Raw genomic sequence first — 14618 nt, 5'->3', positions numbered from 1 at the left:
TGACATGCAGACGCATTTTACCGACGCAGACCGCCAGAAGCCGCATATTCAGGAAGCTGAACGTATCTTACGTAGCTGCGTTCACTGCGGCTTCTGTAACGCGACCTGCCCAACCTACCAGATACTCGGTGACGAGCGTGATGGCCCGCGCGGGCGCATCTACCTGATGAAGGAACTGCTCGAAAGCCAGGATGACGATGACCAGGTCACCGAGGAAACCCGGCTTCACCTTGACCGCTGCCTGACCTGCCGCAACTGTGAAACCACCTGTCCGTCTGGGGTGGAGTACCACAAACTGCTGGATATCGGCCGCGCTGAAATTGAACGCCGCGTCCCGCGCCCAGCGGCAGAACGCGCCCAGCGCTATGCGTTACGCAAGATGCTGGTCGAGCCCAAGCGCTTTTCTGCCCTGCTCAAGCTTGGCCAGACCTTCAAGCCCCTGGTGCCCGGCAAGCTGCGCGACAAGATGCCCCCGCGCCCCTTGATGCTGGGGCACGTCCTTCGGCTACGACTCATTCGCGCCGCATGCTGATGCTCGAAGGCTGTGTACAACCTGGCCTGTCGCCGAACACCAATGCTGCCACTGCCCGCGTCCTCGACCGCCTCGGAATCAGCATCACGCCTGCGACAGAAGCCGGTTGCTGCGGCGCCATCGACTTCCACCTTAACGCCCAGGACGACGGGCGGGAACGCATCCGCGCCAATATTGATGCCTGGTGGCCCCAGGTTGAACAGGGCGCAGAAGCCATTGTGCAAACCGCGAGCGGCTGCGGCGCCTTCGTTAAAGAGTATGGCGAAATGCTCAAGGATGACCCGGACTACGCGGCAAAGGCCAAGCGTATTAGCGAGCTGGCAAAAGATCTGGTGGAAGTGCTGCGCGAAGAGCCGCTGGATGAGCTCAGCGTCAAGACAGACCAACGCCTCGCCTTCCACTGCCCTTGCACCCTGCAACACGCACAGAAGCTTAACGGTGCCGTAGAAGGCGTACTGACCCAGCTCGGTTTTGAACTGACGCCGGTTCAGGATGCTCACCTGTGCTGCGGCTCGGCAGGCACCTACTCAATTACCCAGCCTGAACTTGCCACCGAGTTGCGCAATAACAAGCTTGACGCACTGGAAGCAGGCAGCCCGGAAATGATTGTCACCGCCAATATCGGTTGCCAGACCCATCTGGCAGGCGCCAACCGTACCCCGGTCCGTCATTGGATTGAAGTGGTCGATGCCGCGCTTGGCTAAGCGCGGCTACCGCCCAGTTCATCACTGTTTGGTTGATCATTAACCTTTTGATCAACCATTCACTTATCACCCACCCAAGAGAAGTCACCATGCAAAGCAAAGCTGTATTAACCCAGGATGATGTTGCCAAGGTACTGGATGCTGCCCAACAGGAAGCCGAACGCGAAAACTGGGCGATTACCGTGGCGGTTACCGATGATGGCGGCCATCTGCTGGCCTTGCGCCGTCTGGATGGCGCGGCCCCTTTCACTGCCGATGTAGCTGCCAACAAGGCGCGCAGTTCTGCCATGGGGCGCAAGGAAACCCAGGTATTTGAAGAAATGATCAACGGTGGCCGTACGGCCTTTGTGTCTGCGCCCATGCAGGCACTGCTGTCAGGCGGTGTACCCATCATCGTTGACGGCCAGGTAGTGGGCGCTGTAGGCATCTCCGGCGTCAAGCCTGACCAGGACGTGCAGGTTGCCAAGGCTGCCGTCAGCGTGCTCTGATCAACGTACTGTGATCAACAGACACAAAAAACCCGGGCCAATGACCCGGGTTTTTCAGGAATCTTTCCAGCGTTGCTGGTATCACTTAATGGCGGACCGGACGAGACTCGAACTCGCGACCTCCGGCGTGACAGGCCGGCATTCTAACCAACTGAACTACCGGTCCGCATCTAAGTGCGATCTATCTTTTGCTTTTTCCACATGCCAAACGAATTTTGGCAAATGGTGGGTGGTACTGGGTTCGAACCAGTGACCCCCAGCTTGTAAGGCTGGTGCTCTCCCAACTGAGCTAACCACCCGACTGCCATCATACTAACTTAATTTTACAGATAATACATCTCATTATCGTGGCGGACCGGACGAGACTCGAACTCGCGACCTCCGGCGTGACAGGCCGGCATTCTAACCAACTGAACTACCGGTCCACTTGACGACAATAATAAACATCTATGGCGAAAATTCTGTGATGATAATGGCGGACCGGACGAGACTCGAACTCGCGACCTCCGGCGTGACAGGCCGGCATTCTAACCAACTGAACTACCGGTCCGCATACTATCTATCGCATTACTAACAACAAGATGCCTTTTCACGTGGCCATATGACGCTTTTTAAGGCGTGGTGGGTGGTACTGGGTTCGAACCAGTGACCCCCAGCTTGTAAGGCTGGTGCTCTCCCAACTGAGCTAACCACCCGCTGGTCACGTGGCGCTGCATTCTACCGAAGCGCCGGGGAAGTCAACAATGAATTGACAACTTTTTTACTCGGCTTTGAAAAGAGCGCACTGCTTAGGCCGTTTCTTATGCTCACACCCCATTAGCACACCCCATTAACATCACGGTGTGTCAGCATGAAATTCGCGGCTTTCCGAGTCGCCTGCTGAATCAGCGCGCTTTGATCCCATCCACTGGCACGCAGTGGCTTGAAGTCGTGATCGCCCGTTACCAGCCATTCAACTTCCGTATTTGCGGGCAGCGAATAGGCAGCCACTTCATCACGGCGGCCAAATGGATCACGCTCGCCCTGGATAATAAGACTCGGCGCGGAGACGTCTCCCCAATGTGCCAACCTGAGTTTATCGGGTGAGCGTGGCGGATGAAACGGATACCCCGCGATAATCACGCCAGGCACCTGGCGCTGAGCCGCTAACAGGCTGGCCACTCGGCCGCCCATCGATTTGCCACCCACCCAGATGGGTTGATCGGTCGCCGCAAGGAGTGACTCATACCAGGCTGACATTTCTGTGACGAGCTGCTCAATTTTAGCGGGCGGGCGTCGACGGCCTTCAATGTTCATACGTTGCATATAGGTAAAATCGAAGGTCATCAGCTGGATACCGTCCTGAGCAGCTGATGTGGCAAATTGCCGCACAAAATCAGACTCCTGGCCTGCTCCGGCGCCATGGGCAAACAGCAGACAGCCCTTCTCTGCACTCCCTTGTAAAGTAACGGGTATATGATTATCTACGTAAAACCGCCCGCAGGCGCCTGCCTGCATTGTGGACACAAATAAATCAAAATTAATTTCAACATAACCCTGTTGGGCATAATATAGCGTGTGATTCACTCTCATACCGCCAGCTTAAACAATTGGCTTGTTCAGCTTGGGCGCCTCCTGCGTTAAAATCTTTAACGGATCTTGACCTGCGTCATCAAGCGGGCGGTCGCATCCAGACAAAATAGCACTGGGTTACCCCCTAACCGCGTTCGATGGGAACATGAAATGAGCACAGCACTAGAACACCCGACCTACAACTACAAGGTAGTTCGGCAGTTCGCGATCATGACTGTTGTGTGGGGCATCATAGGCATGACGCTTGGCGTCATTCTTGCCGCACAGCTGGTATGGCCGGAACTGAACCTTGGCTTACCTTGGACTAGCTTTGGGCGCCTGCGTCCTCTTCATACCAATGCCGTTATCTTCGCCTTTGGCGGCTCGGCACTTTTTGCCACCTCATACTACGTGGTGCAGCGAACCTGTCAGACGAGACTCTTTTCTGACAAGCTCGCCGCCTTTACGTTCTGGGGCTGGCAGGCAGTGATTGTCTCTGCCGTTGTGTCACTTCCGTTGGGCTATACCACTACAAAGGAATATGCCGAGCTGGAGTGGCCGATCAACATCCTGATCGCCATTGTCTGGGTCACTTACGCCCTGGTCTTCCTGATGACCATCAAGCAGCGTAAGACCTCGCATATCTATGTGGCGAACTGGTTCTTTGCTGCCTTCATTCTGACGGTAGCGGTGCTGCATATCGTCAATAATGCGGCCATCCCCGTTACGCCGATGTTCTCAACCTCCATCTATGCGGGCACGATTGATGCCATGGTGCAGTGGTGGTATGGGCACAATGCTGTAGGCTTCTTCCTGACTGCTGGCTTCTTGGGCATGATGTACTACTTCGTCCCCAAGCAGGCTGAACGTCCGGTCTATTCCTACCGCCTGTCGATCGTGCATTTCTGGGCACTGATCATGGTCTACATGTGGGCTGGCCCACACCACCTGCACTACACTGCACTGCCTAACTGGGCGCAGTCACTGGGCATGGTGATGTCGATCATTCTGCTGGCACCTTCCTGGGGCGGCATGATCAACGGCATGATGACCCTCTCCGGCGCCTGGCATAAGCTGCGCACCGATCCGACCCTGCGCTTTCTGGTGGTTGCCCTGTCCTTCTATGGCATGTCGACCTTTGAAGGCCCGATGATGGCGATCAAGACCGTCAACGCTCTATCGCACTACACCGACTGGACCATTGGTCACGTACACTCCGGCGCGCTTGGCTGGGTCGCCATGATCACTATCGGCTCCATGTACCACCTGATCCCGCGTCTGTTCGGCCGCACTGAAATGCATTCCGTCAACCTGATTGCCGTGCACTTCTGGCTGGCCACCATCGGCACCGTGCTGTATATCGCCTCCATGTGGGTGAACGGTATTCTGCAGGGCCTGATGTGGCGTGCCATCAACGCGGACGGCACTTTGATGTACACCTTTGTTGAAGCCGTTGAGGCGAGCGCGCCAGGTTACTTCGTACGCTTGATTGGTGGTTTGTTCTGGGTCACCGGCATGCTGATCATGGCCTACAATGTCTACCAGACGGTTAAACGTAGCGAAGCTGTCAGCCAGCAGCCGATGCCACAAGCCGCTTAACCGGGGAAGTTGAGACCAATGAAACACGATATCGTTGAAAAGAACGTTGGCCTACTTGCCGTACTGATTTTGGTTGCAATCAGTTTCGGCGGTCTGGCTGAGGTTGTTCCACTGTTTTTCCAGAAACAGACCACTGAGCCGGTTGAGGGGCTGGAGCCCCTCACCGCTCTGGAACTGGAAGGACGTGACATCTACCGCCGTGAAGGCTGTGTCAGCTGTCACTCGCAAATGGTTCGCCCCTTCCGCGCTGAGACCGAGCGCTACGGCCACTACAGCGTGGCGGGCGAGTCTGTCTATGACCATAACTTCCTGTGGGGTTCCAAGCGTACCGGGCCTGACCTGGCACGTGTAGGCGGCCGTTACAGCGATGACTGGCACCGTGCGCATATGTATAACCCGCGCGACGTTGTGCCAGAGTCCATCATGCCTGCCTACCCATGGCTGTTTTCAAACCGCTTGGATGGCGAAGATACACCGGCCAAGATGCGTGCGCTCCAAAGCCTGGGCGTTCCCTATACCGATGAGCAGATCGCCAACGCGACTGCCGAGGTCAATGGAACTCAGGAAATCACTGCACTGATCGCTTTCTTACAGCAACTGGGAACTGTGCTTGAGGGCACTCGCTAAGCTATGGATACGGGAACTTTTCGCGGCCTCATCACGCTGATATTAATCATCGCTTTTCTGGGCATCACCTGGTGGGCCTATTCCAAGCGACGTAAACCAGACTTCGAGGAAGCGGCCAACCTGCCCTTCGCTGATGATGATGAGCAACCGTCCCGTGACAAGCCTGCTGCATCCGGGGATGAAGCAGATTCCCGCCACGACAGGGGAGATAAAAATACATGAATAATCTATGGGGCGACTCCTTGCCTGGCTTCTGGAGCGCCTGGATCATCGTCATCACACTAGGCACGATCGCGCTTAGCGCCTGGCTGCTGTTTGCTAACCGGCGCACCGATAAACAGCCGGACGCTGAGGGTAATGTCGAGACTACCGGCCATGCGGCTGACGGTATCGAAGAGTACGATAACGCACTACCCAAGTGGTGGTTCCAGCTGTTTGTCGGTACCGTTATTTTCTCATTGGGCTATCTGGTGCTCTACCCGGGCCTGGGTAACTTTGCCGGGGTTCTGGGCTGGTCTCAGGAAGGCCAGTGGGAAGAGGAAGTTGCCCGCGCCGAAGAGCGCTTCACGCCTATCTTTGCCCAGTATCAGGAAGTTCCGATTCCTGAACTGGCAAAGGACGCGGACGCCATGCAGGTCGCTGAGCGTATCTACCTCAACAACTGTGCGGTATGCCATGGCTCCAATGCTCAGGGCGGCTACGGCTTTCCCAACCTGACCGACGATGACTGGCTGTATGGCGGCGAGCCTGACAACATCATGATGACGCTGAACAATGGTCGTAATGGTCTGATGCCTGCCTGGCAGCAGCTAGGTGAAGAAAACATCGAGAACCTGACCCAGTACGTTCTGTCGCTGTCTGAGCTTGAGCACGACGCCGAACGGGCCGAACAGGGTGAAAGCACCTTTATGTCGGTCTGTGCTGCCTGCCATACGCCTCAAGGTACAGGGAATATTGCCTTGGGTGCGCCTAACCTGACGAACGATATCTGGCTGTATCTGGCTCAGGGCCAGACCGTTGCCGACTCTATTCGCCAGACGCTGCGCAATGGACGTAACGGGCACATGCCATCTCAGACCGCCTACATTGGTGAAGAGCGCGTTCATCTGGTAGCCGCTTATGTCTACAGTCTAAGATTTAGCAACTAACTGCTATAACTTAACTCTAAGCTGTTGATATTGAAGGGTGCGGCTTGAAGCCGCACCTTTTTTGACAGTATCTGCCTTAAACTGGTGCATAGATTGTGAGTAGTGAATAGTGAATTATAGGTCGTGAATAACGTGTAGTGAGCCAGATCGCGTCTGTTGGTGAACTAGCGCCCAGACACGTTCCGCCATTTTCGGGCGGTTGCCAGTCTCCCGCCTCTTTGAGCCGCAAAATTGCCATGGAAAAGATACCCAGTAAAGACGTTACCCCTCGTCAAGCCGATCATCACGGCGCCAAAGGTGAAGCCGCCACCCAGGAAATGTATGCCCAGCGAAAACATATCTATGTGCGTGAGATTAAGGGCTTTTTTCAAAAACTCAGACGTAGTGCCAACTGGGGGTTAATGCTGGCTTTCTTTTTACTGCCGTGGATTAATATCGGCGACAGACCGGCCATCTGGTTCGATCTGCCAAGCCGAGAATTCCATATTTTTTTGGTACCTTTTACCCGCAGGAATTTGTTCTGCTCTCGTGGTTATTAATTATCTGCGCCTTTGGGCTGTTTTTTATTACCGTGTTCGCTGGGCGTGTCTGGTGCGGCTATACCTGCCCCCAGAGCGTATGGACATTTTTGTTCATCTGGCTTGAGCACCGCATTGAAGGGCCGCGCAACAAGCGCATCAAGCTCGACAACCAACCGCTGACAGGTGAGAAACTTCGCCGTAAAACCCTCAAGCACATCGCCTGGCTTTTAATCGCGTTCGCGACAGGCGCTACCTTTGTGGGTTATTTCACCCCCATCCGTGATCTGATGCCTGACCTGGCCACCCTGCAGGCCCACGGCTGGTCATATTTCTGGGTGGGTTTCTTTACCGTATTCACCTATCTCAATGCTGGCTGGTTACGCGAGCAGGTATGCATTTACATGTGTCCCTACGCGCGTTTTCAGTCCGTTATGTTTGACCGTGATACACTGATTGTTTCCTACGATACGGCTCGAGGTGAACCGCGCGGCAGACGCAAGCGCAGTCTCAGCCATGAAGAGGCCCGAGCAGAAGGCCACGGCGACTGCATCGACTGCGACCTGTGTGTACAGGTTTGCCCAACGGGAATCGATATTCGCGATGGCTTACAGTATGAGTGCATCACTTGCGCTGCCTGCATCGATGCCTGCGACAGCGTCATGGACAAGATGGGCTATCCGCGTGGTCTTATTCGCTATACCACCGAAAATGCCCTGGAAGGTAAGCCCACTCATATCCTTCGCCCACGTTTGATCGGCTATCTGGTTGCTCTGCTGGTGATGATTGGCGCCTTTGCCTGGGCAGTGAATGACCGCATGCCGCTCAATTTTGAAGCAGAGCGTGAACGCACCGAGCTTTATCAGGTCACCCGCGACGGTCAGATCAGCAATGTCTATAACCTGATAGTGCGTAACCTGGACAAACGCGACCACACCTACCAACTGAGGCGCTTCCGGTCTTGCCGGGCTGACACTTGACCAGCAGAGCATTAGCGTTCCTGCAGGCGAATCACGCTCAACGGTCGTCACTGTCACCGCTGACGGTGACGCCATCCAACAGCCCAGCCATGACATCGTGCTGACCATCGAGTCCGAGCTGGATGACAGCATACGACTGGAACGCGACACACGCTTTATTGGCGAACTCAGGAGATAGTGCAATGTCATCCACTCCGGTGACACCGTGGTACAAACAGTTCTGGCCGTGGTTTCTTCTCGGCCTGCTGTTCTCATCGATTATTGTCAGTACCACCTTTGCCGTCGTCTCGATCAAAAGCTTCGACGGCATGGTGGTTCAGGAGGATTACTACGAGCATGGCAAGGCCATCAACATGGTGCTAGCCAAACAGGAGCGCGCCCGTGAGCTCAACCTGATAGCAGATATGCGCCTCGACCCGCTGACCAGCGATATCGTGGTGGATCTCAGCGGCGATGCTCGCCCGGACGAGCTTTACCTGAGTCTGGTCTTCCCGACTGAAAATGACCGCGACCAGACGTTTGTGCTTGAGCATGTCCGCAATGGCCGCTACATCACGCAAGGCCCGGACAACCTGCGCTATCGCTGGTATCTACAGATTCAACCTGAGCTTGAACAGGATGATGCCGAATGGCGGCTGATCGGCGAAGCCACCTTCCCGACTGAAGAAAGCATTGTGCTGCGCCCTGGAGGCCGCTCGGAGAGCTGATGGCCGATACCTGTTACCACTGTGGCAACCCGGTGCCAGACGGGGCACCCTGGCATATCGAGATTAACGACACTTCCCACCCTCTGTGCTGCCCCGGCTGTGAAGCCGTGGCCCACGCCATCATCGAGGGTGGCCTTGAAAGCTACTACCGCTACCGAACCGAACTCCCTGAACGCCCGGATGACCGCCAGACCGCCAATGCGGATACCTGGCAGGTGTTCGACGACCCTGGCCTGCAGGCCAAGTTCGTTCATCCTGACGGCGATGAAGGCCATGTACGCGCCACCCTGGCGGTCGATGGAATTACCTGTGCGGCCTGTGCCTGGCTGATCGAGCATCGCCTCAATGCCTTGGAAGGGGTTGCCAGTAGCGCCGTCAACCTGACCCACCATCGTGTGCGCATCAGTTGGGATCCAGAGATCATCCAGCTTTCCCAACTGTTGGCTGAACTGGCAGCGATTGGCTACACCGCCCAACCCTATGAGCCGGATCAGGCCCAGTTACGCCTGCAGAAAGAAGAGCGCATGAATGTACGCCGCCTGATCATTGCCGCCGTTGGCATGATGCAGGTGATGATGTTTTCCATTCCGATCTATGTCGCCGGGGCAGACGGCATGTCGGAAGATTTTTACGTGCTGTTTCACTGGCTGTCGTTTGCTCTTGCCACACCGGTGGTGTTTTTCTCCGCCCAGCCGTTCTTTCACAATGCCCTGCGCGACCTCAGAACCGGCGTGCTGGGCATGGATGTACCGGTATCACTGGCAATTGGCTGTGCCTATGCGGCCAGCGCCTACGCGGTAATCTTCAATGTCGGCGAGGTGTATTTTGACTCAGTCGCCATGTTCACCTTCTTCCTGCTGTTCAGCCGCTATATCGAGGCCCGCGCCCGACGCCGCAACGGCCAGAGCGGTAATGCGCTCAGCAGTGTGCTGCCGGTGTCGGCTACCCGCCTGGAAGCGGACGGTAGCGAGCGCATCCTGCCTGCCAGCGAACTGCGTGAAGGCGACCGAGTGCTGATCAAGCCCGGCCACGGGGTTCCGGCTGACGGCATTATTGAAGAAGGTGACTCCAGCCTGGATGAATCCATGCTGACCGGCGAATACCTGCCGGTAACCCGCCAGACGGGCGAACGCATTGTCGGCGGCAGCCAGAACATGGAAAATCCCTTGGTTATGCGGGTCACTCATGCCGGTAACGATGCTCGAGTGGCCAGTATTGTCGACCTGACCGACCGTGCCTTTGCCAGCCGCCCACGCCTGGCCCAGATGGCTGCGCGTATGGCGCATCTGTTTGTCCTGCGACTGCTGGTGGTCACCGTCTGCGTCACCGCCGTCTGGTGGTGGGTCGACCCCTCACGGGTGCTTTGGGTGATGCTGTCCGTACTGGTCGTCACCTGCCCTTGCGCTCTGGCGCTGGCCACCCCCACCGCCCTGACCGCCGGGCACGGCCAGTTGCGACAACGTGGCGTGCTGATTACCCGTGCGGATGCTCTGGAATCGCTTTCCAGCGCCACCCGAGTGATTTTCGACAAGACCGGCACCCTGACCCGCGGCGAAATGCAGCTGACCGAAACGCACCTGTGCAGCGATACCCTGGATGCTGAGCGCGCCAAGGCGATTGCCGCTGCGCTGGAGTCACGCTCCGAACACCCGATTGCCCGCGCTTTTCGCCCTTACCGAAATGCGACTCTTAAGGCCACTGGCCTGCGCAGCCTCACCGGCCAGGGGCTTGAAGGTTCTCTGGATGGCGCCCTCTGGCGGCTGGGCAAGCCCGCCTTTGCCTGTCAGGAGGCCGCGCCAACCGCTCCCGGTTCGGGCCAGTGGCTGCTGCTCAGCGAAAACGCCGCACCAAGGGCCTGGTTTCGTCTGTATGACGGCGTGCGTGATGATGCCGACGATACCATTGCCGCCCTTAAAGCCAACGGTATTGCCGTTGAACTACTGTCCGGCGACACGACCGCCACGGTCAGGGAACTTGCCGAGCAGCTTGGCATCGATACCTGGCAGGCAGGCGCCAGCCCCGAAGGCAAGCTCGCCCACCTTCAGGCCCTGCAGGAAAAGGGCGAATGTGTCGTCATGGTGGGTGACGGTATCAATGACGTTCCCGTGCTGGCGGGCGCTGATGTTGCTATTGCCATGAACAGCGCCACTGACCTGGCGCGTACCCGCGCCGATGCGGTGCTGCTTAACCCGCGCCTGCTGCGCATTGCCGATGCCGTTGATATCTCGCGGGCGACCCGGCGTATCATGCGCCAGAACATGATCTGGTCGGTGTGCTACAACTTTACTGCCCTGCCACTGGCTGCCCTTGGGCTGGTGCCGCCCTGGCTGGCCGCGTTGGGTATGTCATTCAGCTCTCTGGTGGTGGTCGGTAATGCGCTACGCCTGACCCGCTGGAAAAGTCGTCGGCCAGCACCTATTTCGCCCCCCACCCCCAAACCGGTATCAGCATGACCATTTTATATCTGCTCATTCCACTGTCGCTTATTCTGCTGGGACTGGCCGTCTGGGCGTTTTTCTGGGCGGTCAAGCACGACCAGTTTGACGACCTGGAAGGGCCTGCCCATCGCATTCTGTTTGATGAGGATGAAAACGACCTGGCCCCGGAAGAACGCCAGCGGCGCCAGCAGGCACGCGATAAGAAAAGTGCCGCCCGCAAGTCACACGATGACAGTGAACAACCATGAACCCTACCGGCTTTGACCTGCCCCCATGCTGGCAGCTTTCATTTTTGGCTTGATGGGGGCGCTCACTGTATTGGTATGTGCGGCGGCATCATGAGCGCACTGACCTTTGCTGTGCCGCCTAGCATGCGCCAGCCAGCGCGCCTTGGCGGGCTTTTGCTGAGCTACAACCTGGGCCGCATTCTGAGCTATATGATCGCCGGCGCTATCGTGGCGGCTCTGGGCACCCTGCTTTCGTTATCTCCCAGCGCCGGCATGGCGTTGCAGGCATTTGCCGCTGTCATGCTGATTCTGATGGCCTTGTATATCGCCAACTGGTGGAAGGGCTTGCTCAAGGTAGAAGCCGTGGGACGACGCGTTTGGAAGTATATTGAGCCTTTTGGGCGGCGCCTGATGCCAGTAGTCAAGCTCCCCCAGGCCTTTGCCTTGGGCGCCGTATGGGGCTGGCTGCCCTGCGGTCTGGTCTATTCCATGCTGGCCTGGAGCCTGGCGATTGCCGACCCGCTGGAAGGCGCGCTGCTGATGGGCGCCTTTGGACTTGGCACCCTGCCCGCACTGCTGGCCACTGGGATTGCCGCTCGCCAGCTGAGCGGGTTGATTCGCCACCCCGCCACGCGCAGCATTGCCGCATTGAGCATCATCGCTTTTGCGCTGTGGCAGCTTTACGATCTGGCCATGGCCTGAGAAGTGATCAGGGGCCAATTAGCCCCTGCCAAGTCAACTTTTCAGCCACATCCATGCTTCCTTGACGCAGCTCAATTCTTGCCAGGTTCACCAGGAGTAGGATGGTATTTAATCCTTATTCACTGAGCACTGGAGTTCCTTCATGGCCGTTCACGCTCTCGCTGCTACTTCAACCGCTAACAGAGCGGCGCCGCCAAACAACCCAGTATGGGATGAGGCGCTGTTGCGTCGCTACGATAAAAGCGGGCCACGCTATACTTCTTACCCAACGGCCCTGTCGTTTCACGACCAGTTTGGCGCCGCTGATTTTACCGCAGCGCTGGAGCGCAGCAACGCCACCCAAAAGCCGCTGTCGCTTTACGTTCACGTGCCTTTTTGCCGCAAGATCTGTTTCTATTGCGCCTGCAACAAGATTGCCACCAAAAACACCGCCTTGGCCGAGCCTTATCTGTCACGCCTCGACCGTGAAATGGTACTGACTTCACAGCATCTGGATACCACACGCAACGTTGAGCAGCTGCACTGGGGCGGCGGTACGCCAACCTTTCTGACCTTGAGCCAGATGAGTGACGTCATTGATCGCCTGGATGCGCGCTTTGGCCTGTCATCATCCCCCAGCCGCGACTATGCCATTGAGATCGACCCCCGCGAGGCGGATGTGTTCACCCTGCGCCATCTGCAATCATTGGGGTTTAACCGCATCAGCCTGGGCGTACAGGATCTTGACCCTGTGGTACAGAAAGCCATCAACCGCGTCCAACCTCGAGTGCTGACGGAAACCCTGATGGATGAAGCCCATCGGTTGGGCTTTCGCTCATTGAACCTTGATCTTATCTACGGTCTGCCCCACCAGACTCAGGCGGGGTTTGCCGATACCCTGCGTCAGGTGATTGACCTGAACCCGGCACGTCTATCGGTGTTCAACTATGCCCACATGCCTCAGCGCTTCGCGCCACAGCGACGCATCAATGAAAGCGACCTGCCCAGCGCCGAAGAGAAACTGGATATCCTACACACCACCATTGATATGCTCACCAGCGCAGGCTATGTGCATATCGGCATGGATCACTTTGCCCGCCCGGATGACAGCTTGGCCATTGCTCAGCGCGAAGGCACTTTGCAGCGCAACTTCCAGGGCTATTCAAGCCATGCCCAGTGTGACCTAGTGGGCCTGGGCGTTTCGGCCATTTCGCGGGTCAATGACGTCTACGCCCAAAACCCGACTGACCTGGCAAACTATGAACAGGCGCTGGATCAGGGCCAGCTGGCCACGGTCAAGGGGCTGCGCCTGAGCACTGATGACCTGATTCGCCGAGATGTGATTGAGCGCCTGATGTGCGATATGCAGATTGACCTGGCAGACGTGAGCAAACGTTGGAATATTGATGCGCCACGCTACTTCGCCGCTACTCTGACGCGTTTACAGGGTGCGCTGCGTGATGGTTTGGTGGAGCACAACGGCGACCTGCTCCGCGCCACCCCTATCGGACGGCTGCTGATTCGTCATCTTGCCATGGCCTTTGATGCTCATCTGCCCAGCGATACCACTCAGCGTTATTCCAGAATTGTTTAACACTCGCACCTAACACACTTGTCGGCGGTATGCTCTTGCTCGCATAATGGATAAATTACCTTTTCAAGGAGGAGCCCATGCCGGAACTAATGAGCCGTCGGCGAGCTCGGCTCAATGAGGCGCGCTGCCAGACATGCAGCCTCAGCTCGCTGTGTCTGCCCCTGGCCCTTGAGCTGGATGACATGAGCCAGTTTGATGCCATCATCCGTCGTCGTGCGCCACTGAAAAAGGGTGAACCCCTGTTTCGTCAGGGAGACCGTTTTACCAGCGTGTTTGCGGTGCGTTCCGGCAGCCTCAAACAGTTGACGACCGAGGGCAGTGGCACCGACCAGCTGACCAATTTCTATTTGCCCAGCGAACTGGTTGGGCTTGACGGGATTGATGAGCAGCATTATCCGGGCAGCGTGGTGGCGCTGGAAACCACCACGGTATGCGAGATTCCTTTTGACCGCCTGGATCTGCTCTCTGAAGAATTGCCGGAATTACGCGGCCAGCTATACCGCAGCATGAGTAAGGAGCTACGCGATGATCGGCGCATGATGCGCCTTCTTTCCCGCAAGACTGCCGACCAGCGCCTAGCCACTTTCTTGATCACGCTGTCTGAGCGCTTTCGCCGCCGCGGTTACTCCCCCTACAGCTTCCGGCTTTCCATGGCCCGAGCGGATATCGGCAACTATCTGGGGCTTGCGGTAGAAACCGTCAGCCGCATTCTAAGCCGTTTCCAGAGCCAGGGCGTTGTTGCCGTTTCCGGCCGGGAAGTGAATATCCTCGATATGCCGATGCTACTGACCCTGGCCGAAGAAGAAATCGAAGACGCCAGTTGA

The 14618-nt window shown here is 57.0% G+C and carries 11 protein-coding genes, 5 tRNA genes and 3 pseudogenes; 13 read left to right on the top strand and 6 right to left on the bottom strand.

Annotated features, from left to right (window positions below; genetic code table 11):
• The first annotated feature begins 4 nt into the window (after positions 1-4).
• Both glcF and HLB35_RS08955 read left to right on the top strand, forming a co-directional pair.
• A pseudogene (gene glcF / locus HLB35_RS08960) lies at positions 5-1236 on the top strand (glycolate oxidase subunit GlcF).
• 89 nt (positions 1237-1325) lie between these two features.
• On the top strand, positions 1326-1724 hold the full coding sequence (locus tag HLB35_RS08955; RefSeq protein ID WP_171702324.1) for a heme-binding protein: 399 nt from the start codon (positions 1326-1328) through the stop codon (positions 1722-1724).
• A gap of 89 nt (positions 1725-1813) precedes the next feature.
• On the opposite strand, the gene HLB35_RS08950 is transcribed toward HLB35_RS08955, so the two are convergent.
• From HLB35_RS08950 to HLB35_RS08925, 6 genes are all read right to left on the bottom strand, one after another.
• A tRNA-Asp gene (locus tag HLB35_RS08950) sits at positions 1814-1890 on the bottom strand.
• 57 nt (positions 1891-1947) lie between these two features.
• A tRNA-Val gene (locus HLB35_RS08945) sits at positions 1948-2023 on the bottom strand.
• A 49-nt stretch (positions 2024-2072) separates the two neighbouring features.
• Positions 2073-2149, bottom strand: a tRNA-Asp gene (locus HLB35_RS08940).
• A gap of 48 nt (positions 2150-2197) precedes the next feature.
• A tRNA-Asp gene (locus tag HLB35_RS08935) sits at positions 2198-2274 on the bottom strand.
• A gap of 69 nt (positions 2275-2343) precedes the next feature.
• A tRNA-Val gene (locus HLB35_RS08930) sits at positions 2344-2419 on the bottom strand.
• A 121-nt stretch (positions 2420-2540) separates the two neighbouring features.
• Complete coding sequence (locus HLB35_RS08925) at positions 2541-3221, bottom strand: alpha/beta fold hydrolase (RefSeq protein ID WP_235937122.1); 681 nt, start codon at positions 3219-3221, stop codon at positions 2541-2543.
• A gap of 225 nt (positions 3222-3446) precedes the next feature.
• Between HLB35_RS08925 and ccoN the strand changes: the two genes are divergently transcribed.
• The 11 genes and pseudogenes from ccoN (at position 3447) to fnr (ending at position 14618) form a co-directional block, all read left to right on the top strand.
• Entirely contained in the window at positions 3447-4874 is a 1428-nt protein-coding gene (ccoN, locus tag HLB35_RS08920) for a cytochrome-c oxidase, cbb3-type subunit I (protein WP_171702322.1), read from the top strand.
• 18 nt (positions 4875-4892) lie between these two features.
• On the top strand, positions 4893-5501 hold the full coding sequence (gene ccoO / locus HLB35_RS08915) for a cytochrome-c oxidase, cbb3-type subunit II (protein WP_171702321.1): 609 nt from the start codon (positions 4893-4895) through the stop codon (positions 5499-5501).
• Positions 5502-5504: 3 nt separating this feature from the next.
• A complete protein-coding gene (locus HLB35_RS08910; RefSeq protein WP_171702320.1) occupies positions 5505-5723 on the top strand; it encodes a cbb3-type cytochrome oxidase subunit 3 in 219 nt (72 codons plus the stop codon).
• The gene (gene ccoP / locus HLB35_RS08905) at positions 5720-6649 is read left to right on the top strand and encodes a cytochrome-c oxidase, cbb3-type subunit III (protein WP_171702319.1); all 930 of its coding nucleotides are present in this window, start codon (positions 5720-5722) and stop codon (positions 6647-6649) included. Before HLB35_RS08910 ends, ccoP begins: the two co-directional genes overlap by 4 nt.
• Positions 6650-6885: 236 nt before the next feature.
• Positions 6886-8325, top strand: a pseudogene (ccoG, locus tag HLB35_RS08900) (cytochrome c oxidase accessory protein CcoG).
• Positions 8326-8329: 4 nt separating this feature from the next.
• Positions 8330-8854 (top strand): FixH family protein, encoded by a 525-nt coding sequence (locus HLB35_RS08895; protein WP_171702318.1) that lies wholly within the window; start codon positions 8330-8332, stop codon positions 8852-8854.
• Positions 8854-11307 (top strand): heavy metal translocating P-type ATPase, encoded by a 2454-nt coding sequence (locus HLB35_RS08890; RefSeq protein ID WP_171702317.1) that lies wholly within the window; start codon positions 8854-8856, stop codon positions 11305-11307. Before HLB35_RS08895 ends, HLB35_RS08890 begins: the two co-directional genes overlap by 1 nt.
• Positions 11304-11540: a cbb3-type cytochrome oxidase assembly protein CcoS gene (ccoS, locus tag HLB35_RS08885; protein ID WP_171702316.1), complete on the top strand. Its 237-nt coding sequence runs from the start codon at positions 11304-11306 to the stop codon at positions 11538-11540. Before HLB35_RS08890 ends, ccoS begins: the two co-directional genes overlap by 4 nt.
• Positions 11537-12221: pseudogene (locus HLB35_RS08880) on the top strand (sulfite exporter TauE/SafE family protein). Before ccoS ends, HLB35_RS08880 begins: the two are co-directional and overlap by 4 nt.
• Positions 12222-12363: 142 nt before the next feature.
• Entirely contained in the window at positions 12364-13794 is a 1431-nt protein-coding gene (gene hemN / locus HLB35_RS08875) for an oxygen-independent coproporphyrinogen III oxidase (RefSeq protein ID WP_171702315.1), read from the top strand.
• A gap of 77 nt (positions 13795-13871) precedes the next feature.
• Positions 13872-14618, top strand: coding sequence for a fumarate/nitrate reduction transcriptional regulator Fnr (gene fnr / locus HLB35_RS08870; protein WP_171702314.1), 747 nt, complete (start codon positions 13872-13874; stop codon positions 14616-14618).

Origin of the sequence: Vreelandella azerica (assembly GCF_013112225.1) — a bacterium.
Classification (GTDB): Bacteria; Pseudomonadota; Gammaproteobacteria; order Pseudomonadales; family Halomonadaceae; genus Vreelandella; species Vreelandella azerica.
The sequence above is the reverse complement of the archived record's forward strand: the minus strand, read 5'-3'. Positions and strand labels throughout refer to the sequence as shown.

Bases quoted from the DNA above. Each gene is read 5' to 3' on its own strand.
- hemN (WP_171702315.1), top strand. From the start codon at position 12,364: ATGGCCGTTCACGCTCTCGCTGCTACTTCAACCGCTAACAGAGCGGCG.
- fnr (WP_171702314.1), top strand. From the start codon at position 13,872: ATGCCGGAACTAATGAGCCGTCGGCGAGCTCGGCTCAATGAGGCGCGC.
- HLB35_RS08910 (WP_171702320.1), top strand. From the start codon at position 5,505: ATGGATACGGGAACTTTTCGCGGCCTCATCACGCTGATATTAATCATC.
- HLB35_RS08925 (WP_235937122.1), bottom strand. From the start codon at position 3,221: ATGCAGGCAGGCGCCTGCGGGCGGTTTTACGTAGATAATCATATACCC.
- ccoO (WP_171702321.1), top strand. From the start codon at position 4,893: ATGAAACACGATATCGTTGAAAAGAACGTTGGCCTACTTGCCGTACTG.
- ccoP (WP_171702319.1), top strand. From the start codon at position 5,720: ATGAATAATCTATGGGGCGACTCCTTGCCTGGCTTCTGGAGCGCCTGG.
- HLB35_RS08890 (WP_171702317.1), top strand. From the start codon at position 8,854: ATGGCCGATACCTGTTACCACTGTGGCAACCCGGTGCCAGACGGGGCA.
- HLB35_RS08955 (WP_171702324.1), top strand. From the start codon at position 1,326: ATGCAAAGCAAAGCTGTATTAACCCAGGATGATGTTGCCAAGGTACTG.
- ccoS (WP_171702316.1), top strand. From the start codon at position 11,304: ATGACCATTTTATATCTGCTCATTCCACTGTCGCTTATTCTGCTGGGA.
- HLB35_RS08895 (WP_171702318.1), top strand. From the start codon at position 8,330: ATGTCATCCACTCCGGTGACACCGTGGTACAAACAGTTCTGGCCGTGG.
- ccoN (WP_171702322.1), top strand. From the start codon at position 3,447: ATGAGCACAGCACTAGAACACCCGACCTACAACTACAAGGTAGTTCGG.